Source organism: Romboutsia sp., assembly GCF_051659545.1.
Classification (GTDB): domain Bacteria; phylum Bacillota; class Clostridia; order Peptostreptococcales; family Peptostreptococcaceae; genus JBOFOR01.
This window is the reverse complement of sequence record NZ_JBOFOR010000016.1, coordinates 1-9,654: the sequence shown is the minus strand read 5'-3', so window position 1 is coordinate 9,654 and position 9,654 is coordinate 1. Positions and strand designations below refer to the sequence as shown.

The window sequence follows — 9,654 nt, the reverse complement described above, 5'->3', positions numbered from 1 at the left end:
TCTATGGGGAGGGGGAAACTTTGTCCAAAATCATAAAATCACTTTTGAAAAAAATATAAAAACATAAAAATAACCGAATTTCAGTGACTAAGCGATAGCTTCTAAAAAACGGTCATTTTATTTCTTGGAAAAGCCTTAACTAATGTAGTATTTACTAATTGTGGTCTATGTACTTTATGCAAAAAAGAAGGAGTAGAAGAATTTACTAAAAGCTTATGTGCAACTGATTATATTACTATGAGTTTTGCTAATTGCCACTTAGAACGTCAAACAACCTTAGCTGAGGGAAATAGCTGTTGTGATTTTCATATTAGAAGATTTTAGAATTTTCAACCGCAGTAAGATGAATTAAAAAGTAGATATAATAAATATAATAGATAGAATTTATAGTCAAAAATGGATTTTATAGTATAAAAATGAGATATTTAAATAATTTTAAAATATAGTTGAAATCGATTACGTAGTCGATTACGACTATATTTTTTTATTGGGTGGATTATAGTTAAAGAAATAAAAAATTTAAATTAAGAAAATTAAAAATTTTCTTTCATTTATGAATATAAAAAGATAAATAACCTTTTTAGTTAAAATATTAATAGAGTTGACTATTTTTAACGTTGGCACAAAATTTGCTTATAAATATTGAAAAGTACTTTTATTAATATTTAAATTTAAAAGGGGGGAAATAAAATGGACGATCAGAAGCAACTACCTTCGAGTAAATTCTCATTTCTAGCAGATTTACATCCGTTTATTATTGTAGGGGTGGTTATCTTATTAGTAATAGGGCTGACGTATATAGTTCCAGGGGGGACTTTTGAAAGACAAGAAGTAAATGTTATGGGAATGACCAAAGAAATAGTAATACCTGGTTCTTTTAAACCAGCAGAAAGTGTACCGCAAGGATTTAGCCAATCATGGACTTATTTTATGCAGGGGGCAGTTGAAGCCGCAGATGTTGTATGGACTATTTTTATTTGTTCAGGAGCAATAACTGCAATAATTCATACAGGAGCAATAAATTCAGGAATAAATTCATTAGTTAAAAGATTTGGAGAAAAATCACACGTTCTTATACCAATATTAGTATTTACTTTTGGATTAGGAGGTGCTTCATATGGAATGTATGAAGATGCAATACCATTTGTTTTGGTTATAGCGCCTATGATGCTTGCAATGAAATACGATTCATTGGTTGCAGTAATGATAGTTCAGTATGGTGTACTTGTAGGTTCTTCAGCAGCATTTTTAAATCCTTTTGCTGTAGGAATAGCTCAAGCAATGGCAGACATACCTATGGGTTCGGGGATTGGAGTAAGGATTGTAATATGGTTCTTTATGATGCTAGGGACTTCTATTTATATAATGAGGTATGCTAATAAAGTTAAGAAAAATCCAGAACTTTCTATTGTAAGAGAAGATGATAGAATAAATATATTGAAATTTAATGAAAAAACAACTACAGATTTAAAAACTTTAACACGAAAGCAAAAGATAGTACTAGTAATGGTTGCAGTAAGTTTTAGTATTATGATATATGGAGTAATAACTCAGGGATGGTGGTTTAACGAAATTGGATCAATATTCTTGTTTATGGGTATAATTATTCCTTTAATTGGAGGGCTAAAAATAAATGAAATAATAGAAAAAAACTTAGAAGGTATGTGTGCTGTGATGTCTGTTGCATGTCTATTGGCTGCTTCAAGAGTAATAACATTATTATTAGCTAATAGTAATATTATGGATACACTACTTTATCATATATCTAATATGTTCTCATCTTTACCAAGCGTAATTACAGTTTGGATAATGTTCTTTGTTGTATCAATTACAATGACCATTGTACAAAGTTCTTCAGGTCTTGCAGGTACTTTAATGCCAATAATGGCACCACTTGCTGATATATTAAATATACCAAGACAAGTAGTTGTTACAGCTTTCCATTTAGGAACAGGTACATTTGGATTCTGGATGCCGTGGGATGGAGTTTCCTTTGCAATGTGTACAATGGCTGGAATTAACTTCTTTAAATATATTAAAAAGACTGCTCATTTTGTATTTACGTTTTATATACCTGCTTGTTTAGTAGTATTAACAATAGTAACCTTAATGGGGTTCAAATAAGGAGGATAAGCATAATGGAAAGTGTTGTAAATAAATTTTTGAAATATGTAAAATATGATACTACAGCAGATAATGATAGCACTACAATACCTAGCACAAAATCACAATTAGCATTAGGAAATGAATTAGTAAAAGAATTGAAAGATTTAAATATAAAAGATGTAAGTATTGATGAGCATGGATTTGTTATTGCTACTATTCCTAGTAACATTGACAAAGAAATTCCAACTATTGGATTTATTGCTCATATAGATACAGCTCCTGACTTTACAGGTTTAAATGTAAATCCTCAAATAGTAGAAAACTATAATGGTGAAGATATTTTATTAAATGAAAAACTAAATATTGTTCTTTCACCAAAGCAATTTCCAGAGTTGAAAAATTATGAAGGTAAAACTCTAATAACAACAGATGGAACTACATTATTAGGAGCAGATGATAAAGCAGGAATAGCTGAAATTATGACTGCAGTAGAATATTTAATAGAAAACCCAGAAATTCCTCATGGTGAAATCAAAATAGCATTTACTCCAGATGAAGAAATTGATAATAGCGCTGTAAATATTTTTGATGTTGAAAAATTTGGTGCTGATATAGCTTACACTGTAGATGGTGATGTGTTAGGTGAAATAAATTATGAAAACTTTAATGCAGCTCAAGCTACTATAACAATAAGTGGTAGAAGTGTTCACCCAGGTGAAGCAAAAGATAAAATGATAAATGCACTATTAGTAGGCAATGAATTTATAAGTAAATTGCCTCAAGATGAAACACCATCTCATACAGAAGGACATGAAGGTTTCTTCCACTTATGTACAATAAATGGAGATGTAGAGTATTGTGTATTAGATTATATGATAAGAGACTTTGATAAAATAAATTTTGAAAATAGAAAAGAGTTACTACTAAAAGTAACAAAAGATTTAAATGAAAAGTATGAAAATAGTACAGTGAAAATTGATATAAAAGATGATTACTATAATATGAAAGACAAGATTGAACCTGTAATGTATAGTGTAGATATTGCACTAAAAGCAGTAGAAGATGCAGGTGTTAAGCCTATAATAAGACCTATAAGAGGTGGTACTGATGGCAGTGTATTATCATTTAAAGGGCTACCTACACCAAATATTTTTATAGGTGGGCATAATTATCATGGTAGATATGAGTTTATACCAACCTATGCAATGGAAAAAGCAGTAGAAGTTATAATAAATATTGTGAAAGCATACGCAGCAATTTAGATACAGTAAAGAGCGCAGAAAAGGTGAGTTAGTATATGCAAGAAAAATCAAAAGGATACTTACTAGTAATTTTAGCAGGACTGTTGTGGTCTACAACAGGGTTATTTGCAAATAATCTAATGGACAAAGGATTATCTTCTCAACAGGTAGCTTTAATAAGATTATCATTAGGTTTCATAATTTTATTAATATACTGTTTAATGAAAGATATAAAATTATTGAAAATTAATAAAAAAATATTTTTATATTGTCTATTAATTGGATTTATATGCCAGGCAGGATTTAACTTTTTTTACTTTAGGGCAGTAGAAATTTTAGGGGTATCAATGGCGGCGGTACTTTTATATACATCTCCTCTATTTTTAGCAATATTATCTAAAGTAATATATAAAGAAGAAATAGGTAATCAAAAGAATATAGCTTTATTGATTTGTTTTATAGGCTCTATACTAGCTGTGACTGGCGGTAAATTTGAAAACTTAAACATTAATGTGTTAGGTGTAGTATTAGGAATACTTTCAGCAATATCTTATGCTTGTATGCCTATCATTAGTAAAAAGATTTTATCAGAATGCAAGGGGATCACTATATTAGTCTATGGATTCTTATTTGGTGCAATATTTATGATGCCTTTAGCAAAACCCTTGGAAATATTACCACATATAAAAGATGAATCAATGATTTTGTCTATTTTAGGTATAGGTGTAATCTCTGCATCAGGAGCGTATATTTGTTATATAAAGGGGATTTCAAAAGGCATTGATTTATCAGTTGCAGGAATATTAGCCTCAGGAGAGCTTGTAGGTGCAGTGATGATTGGCTGGATAATATTAGGTGAATATTTTTCAATACTGAAATTAGTTGGAATAATATTTATGATGCTATCTGCTATTATATCTATTTGTGAGTTCAGTAGTATAATCTATAAAAAGAGAATCAAGAATATTGAATTTGCAGCAGGAGTAGAAGAAGAATAAATAAAAGTATCTTAGAAATTTATACTAATAAATTTTTAAGGTACTTTTTCTATTTTTTAATTACAAGGGAATTATGGGACTTCAAAATCTGTGGAAAACTTGTGTATAATAGTAATATGAATAAATGTAGAAAATATAAAAGTGACAAAATCATAAATTAAAATGGTAAGATAAACAAGTAGATAACATGTTAAATATAACCCACAGACATGCTGTATTTACAATACCCGAAGATTTGATTATCATAGTTGATGGTATAAAACGACTTAATAAGGATATAAATAAATTAAGGATAAAAGTTAATATATTCAATAAATGATATCTTATATATTAATATAATTAAAAATAATATTAATAATTTCAATAAAATAAGTGACTTTTTGAAGTTATAATCATATACTCATATTAAAGGGAGTGATAATTTGTATAAAGTATTAACTACATGTCCCGTATGCGAAGGACAAATTAAAATAACTAAACTAAAATGTAATGACTGTAACACTATTATTGAAAATGAATTTTCTTTCTCTAAATTTGAACAACTATCGAAGGAACAAATGTACTTTGTAGAAGTATTCTTAGCTTGTAGAGGAAATATTAAAGACGTTGAAAAACATCTAGGAATTTCTTATCCAACTGTAAGGGGTAAGCTAGATACTATAAATAATATTTTAGGATTAGCAATAAAAGAAGATAAATTAAATGAAAAACAAAAGATAATGGATATGTTAGAAAATGGGGAAATAAATTCAGATGAAGCTATAAACTTATAAAAAAATTATAGTAATGAAAAATACTTTATGTAAAGGTAAAAAGTAATAGTTGAGATAGCTTAAAGGGGGATATTATATGGATAGTTTAAAAAAGCCTATTGAGAAACTGTGGAATAAAAATTTCTTTTTACTCTGGCAAGGTCAATTAGTATCAGTACTTGGGGATGTAATATATATTATAGCCCTAGATTTTTGGGTACTTGAAATGACTGGTTCTACAGCATTAATGGGGCTATTAAGTGCTCTTACAATGGCACCAAGAGTAATAATTGGTCCATTTGCAGGGGTGTTTGTTGATAGGTGGGATAGAAAAAAAATAATTGTAGTCACAGATTTTATCAGGGGAATATTTGTTACATTTGTAGGTATAGCAGCTCTTAGCGGATTTATTCAAGTTTGGATGGTATTTTTAGTAGGGATATCTAATGGAATATGTTCAGCATTTTTCAATCCAGCTATTATATCATCTAGACCAGATATAGTTCCAGAATCAAAATTAGTAAAAGCCAATTCAGTAACAAGTCTAGCACAGTCAAGTATGGATATGATAGGAAATGCAATCGGTGGAGTATTGTACGTAACTATTGGGGCGCCGTATATGTTCTTATTCAACGGAATTTCTTATTTATTCTCAGCTTTTACAGAAATGTTTATCACAATTCCAAAAGTAGAAAGAAAAAATACTAAAATTACTTTCTTTGAGGATTTTAAAGAAGGTTTTAGGTTTCTAAAAGATTTTAATGTATTGAGAAAAATGTTTATATATGTTTCACTGCTAAATTTTTTCTTAAATGCAGGAGGTATTTTATTTGTTCCTTACTTTAAAGCAATGCCTTTTTTAGGAATTGAGAGGTACGGATTTGCTATGACTATATTAGCAATGGGAGCAATGAGCGGAAGTATATTATTATCAATTATAAATTTAAAGAAAGAAAATAAATTTAGCGTATTCAAGATAACATTAATAACACAAACCTTATTTTTTATATGTTTTATGTTAAGTGAAAATTATTTTGTAATATTGGTTTTAATGTTTACTGCTTTTCTATGCAATGCCTGTTTGAATACAGTGGCATCAAGTGCAATGATGTCAGTAGTACCCTCAGAAATTAGGGGTAAGGTAATGGCAATTACATCAACTGTAAGCATGGGACTTACACCAATTGGGCAACTAATTGGTGGAGTATTGGGCGAGGTTTTTCCTATAAGAATGGTTATGATAGCTTTATTCTCCTGTGGACTAATATGTGCTTTAGTAAATATACGACTTAAAAATTTGAGGAATTTTATAGAATATGATAGTCAAAGTGATAGTTTAGAAGAACTAATGAAATGCTAAAATATGAGTTGCCATAATTTATAAATATACACGCTATGATTTATAGAGATGAGAATTGAGGAGATAAGTATATGGATGTTTCACATATTGTTGAAAGAATTAATGATCTTTTTAACGTGAGAAGTAAAGAAATCTATTCTAGTGAATCAGGGATTACATACAATGCAGATAAAAAAGTTAAAAAAGTGGGATACTGTGTTAACCTAACTCTTGAAACTATAGAGGAAGCAAGGACTCATGGTGTTGATATGATGGTGACACACCACGATGCATGGGATGAAATATATGGATTAAAAGAGGCATGTATAGAAAAACTAGCAGAGTATGGTGTAAGTCATTACTATAATCACTTGCCACTTGATGACTGTAACTTTGGAACAAATGATAGTTTATTAAAAAAATTAAATTTAAGAAATATCAAAAGAACTCACGAATGGGAAGGGTTATATTTTGGTAGAGTTGCAGAATATGATGAAGAAATTGAATTTAATGAATTCGTAAAAAATATTGAAAATATACTGGAAGAACCAGTTAAATTCTGGAGATTTAATGACAAAAATATAAAGAGAGTGGGCTTAGTATGTGGCAATGGAGGTTCAACAACTTGCCTTAAGGAAATAGTTGAAAATAAATGTGATGTATACATTACAGGTGAATGTAATTTATACACTATTCAATATGCTAAGTTTAAAGGGATAAATCTTATTATTGGAAGTCATACTTTTACAGAATTCTTTGGAATTCAAAGTTTAGCGTTGAAATTGAATGAGAATAAAAAAGAACTTGAAGTAGTAAGGCTTAATGAAGAACATTATGAATCGAATATAAAATAAATAAAGTAATAATAAGCTAGGAGCAAAATATGGAATGGTTAATGACAGTAGGACAAATTAGTAAGTTGTTTAATATTACAGCTGAAACTCTGAGGCATTATGACAGAATAGGTTTATTAAAGCCCCAAATAAATGAAGATAATGGATATAGATATTATTCAATTAAAGAAATGGAAAAGTTAGACTTAATATTAGATGCTAAATATTTAGAAATACCACTTTCTAATATTAAAGAAGCAATATCAAATGATAGTATAGAGAATTACATAGAATTAATTGATTTACAAGAAAAAACAATAGATGAAAAAATTGAACACTTAATGAAGATAAAGGAACAGGCTAAGAAAAAGAAAATAATATTAAATGAAATGATTAATTTTAAAAATAATTATGATTTCGATAAATTAGAAGTAATAAAAGAAGATAATACAATAATATTTATTCCTATTGAATATTTGGTAAATAGTAAAGTTAAACAAAAAGATAATTCTTCAAAATCATTATACTTAGAACCTTGGATGATAATGTATAAGGCAAAAAATAAAGATATGTTAATAGAAGACAAAAGATATACAGCAATATTTGAAAAAAACTCAAGTAATCTACTAATAAATGAAGATAAAAAAATTATCAAAAATAATTACAGTGGAAAAGTATTGAAAACAAAATTTGTTGGAACTATGGAAGAGGTGGAGGAGTATATAACGTCTATCTTAAACTATTATTACAAAGAAGAAGATTTAAATTTATATATAAGCGTTAGTTGGATATGGACTTTGTACAATGAAAAGGGAACTATAAACATAGTGGAAATTTGTATTCCGATATAGTAAAGTTTACTGTTGACCTTTGTGTAACAAAAAGGTTTATACTTATCAAGAGGTGATAAGTATGGATCAGACAATATTAGGAACAGAAAAACTATCAAAATTATTTATTAAATTTACTATACCAAGTATCATAGGAATGATATTTATTGGAATACAAGGAATAATAGATGGATTATTTGTTGGAAATGTAATAGGTGAAAATGCCTTAGCTAGTGTAAATTTAGTTCAGCCTTATATGCAACTTATAATGGCTTATGCATTAATAATAAGTGTAGGTGCACAAAGTATAATAGGTATAAGCTTAGGTAAAGGTGAAAATGAAAAAGCTCAAAATATATTTAGAACAGCATTAATTTCACTTACTTTAGTATCCATAGTTTTTACTATAGTAGGGTTATTCTTTAGTGATAACATTGCATTAATATTAGGTGCAAATGATGCTTTATTAGAAGGTGCATCTACCTATATAAAAACAATATCTATATTTGTAGTATTTGTATCAGTAATGTTCTTATTTGAAATGGTAGTAAGGTCAATTGGAAAGCCGAATATATCATTAATAAGCATGGTAATAGCTGTAGTAATTAATATAGTTTTAGATTATTTATTAATTAAGGAATTCAATATGGGAATAAGTGGTGCAGCTATAGCTACGGGAATTTCATATTCTACTGCATTTTTTATAAACATAATACCTTTCTTAAGTAAAAAAACGTCAGTTAACATATATAATGGAAAATTTGATAAGGTAGAGATATTTCCAATGATGTACAATGGTTCATCAGAAGGAGTATCTTCAATTTCAAATGCGTTATCAATGTTCTTATTTAACACTGCGCTTATGAAGTTAGCTGGAGAAGGTGGTATAGCGGCCTTTTCAATAATAAACTATATAGCTCAAGTTGGTTATATGATTTTATTTGGTATATCAGATGGTATTAGACCTATAGTAAGTTATAACTTTGGATCGGATAATAAGGAAAGAGTTTCAAAAATTTTAAAAGTAGCTATTATGGTAAATATAGTTATAGGTATAATAATATTTACAGTAATGACTGTCTTTTCTAAACCACTTATAGATATTTTCTTAAAAGATGGACAAAGTGTATTAGAATTAGCTAGTAACGGTGCTAAAATTTACGGATTAGCATTTTTATTTAATGGATTAAACATATTAATATCTTCTTACTTTACAGCAATTGATGATGCGAAATCTTCTATAATTGTTGCAGCAAGTAGAGGGTTGATTTTTATAGTAGTTGGTATATTTACACTTCCGTATATATTTGGAATAAGTGGAATATGGGGCACAATAGTTTTTGCTGAGATAATTACTATATTTATAGGGTTTAAATTATTAAGGAAAAATAAATTAAGTAATATTAAATTAGAATATTAGCTTAATTGTATAATGAAATTGAACCAATAAAAATATAAAAAAAATCCATAGTAATCTTATCCTATGTTATTATTTAATCACGACAAAAAAACAATACAAAAAAGGATATGGATACTATGGATAATAACAATAATA

Annotated in this window: 9 protein-coding genes; all 9 read left to right on the top strand. The window is 28.3% G+C overall.

Translation table 11 applies throughout. The features are described from left to right. The first annotated feature begins 114 nt into the window (after positions 1-114). A complete protein-coding gene (locus ACRC03_RS00650) occupies positions 115-324 on the top strand; it encodes an L-2-amino-thiazoline-4-carboxylic acid hydrolase (RefSeq protein ID WP_438650612.1) in 210 nt (69 codons plus the stop codon). Between the two features lie 366 nt (positions 325-690). After that, a complete protein-coding gene (locus ACRC03_RS00645) occupies positions 691-2,124 on the top strand; it encodes a YfcC family protein (protein WP_438650611.1) in 1,434 nt (477 codons plus the stop codon). Positions 2,125-2,138: 14 nt separating this feature from the next. Further along, positions 2,139-3,368, top strand: a complete 1,230-nt coding sequence (gene pepT, locus ACRC03_RS00640; RefSeq protein WP_438650610.1) for a peptidase T — start codon at positions 2,139-2,141, stop codon at positions 3,366-3,368. Positions 3,369-3,403: 35 nt separating this feature from the next. Next, positions 3,404-4,345 carry a DMT family transporter gene (locus ACRC03_RS00635; RefSeq protein ID WP_438650609.1) on the top strand — a complete coding sequence of 314 codons (942 nt, stop codon included), beginning with the start codon at positions 3,404-3,406 and terminating at the stop codon, positions 4,343-4,345. A 422-nt stretch (positions 4,346-4,767) separates the two neighbouring features. Next, positions 4,768-5,118 carry a DUF2089 domain-containing protein gene (locus ACRC03_RS00630; RefSeq protein ID WP_438650608.1) on the top strand — a complete coding sequence of 117 codons (351 nt, stop codon included), beginning with the start codon at positions 4,768-4,770 and terminating at the stop codon, positions 5,116-5,118. A 76-nt stretch (positions 5,119-5,194) separates the two neighbouring features. Beyond that, positions 5,195-6,457, top strand: coding sequence for an MFS transporter (locus tag ACRC03_RS00625; RefSeq protein WP_438650607.1), 1,263 nt, complete (start codon positions 5,195-5,197; stop codon positions 6,455-6,457). 71 nt (positions 6,458-6,528) lie between these two features. Next, the gene (locus tag ACRC03_RS00620; protein WP_438650606.1) at positions 6,529-7,290 is read left to right on the top strand and encodes a Nif3-like dinuclear metal center hexameric protein; all 762 of its coding nucleotides are present in this window, start codon (positions 6,529-6,531) and stop codon (positions 7,288-7,290) included. 29 nt (positions 7,291-7,319) lie between these two features. Then, positions 7,320-8,120 (top strand): MerR family transcriptional regulator, encoded by an 801-nt coding sequence (locus ACRC03_RS00615; RefSeq protein WP_438650605.1) that lies wholly within the window; start codon positions 7,320-7,322, stop codon positions 8,118-8,120. Between the two features lie 61 nt (positions 8,121-8,181). Next, on the top strand, positions 8,182-9,519 hold the full coding sequence (locus ACRC03_RS00610) for an MATE family efflux transporter (protein ID WP_438650604.1): 1,338 nt from the start codon (positions 8,182-8,184) through the stop codon (positions 9,517-9,519). Positions 9,520-9,654 lie beyond the last annotated feature (135 nt).

Coding starts and splice junctions, on each gene's coding strand:
- ACRC03_RS00645 (WP_438650611.1), top strand. CDS start 691: ATGGACGATCAGAAGCAACTACCTTCGAGTAAATTCTCATTTCTAGCA.
- ACRC03_RS00625 (WP_438650607.1), top strand. CDS start 5,195: ATGGATAGTTTAAAAAAGCCTATTGAGAAACTGTGGAATAAAAATTTC.
- pepT (WP_438650610.1), top strand. CDS start 2,139: ATGGAAAGTGTTGTAAATAAATTTTTGAAATATGTAAAATATGATACT.
- ACRC03_RS00620 (WP_438650606.1), top strand. CDS start 6,529: ATGGATGTTTCACATATTGTTGAAAGAATTAATGATCTTTTTAACGTG.
- ACRC03_RS00635 (WP_438650609.1), top strand. CDS start 3,404: ATGCAAGAAAAATCAAAAGGATACTTACTAGTAATTTTAGCAGGACTG.
- ACRC03_RS00615 (WP_438650605.1), top strand. CDS start 7,320: ATGGAATGGTTAATGACAGTAGGACAAATTAGTAAGTTGTTTAATATT.
- ACRC03_RS00610 (WP_438650604.1), top strand. CDS start 8,182: ATGGATCAGACAATATTAGGAACAGAAAAACTATCAAAATTATTTATT.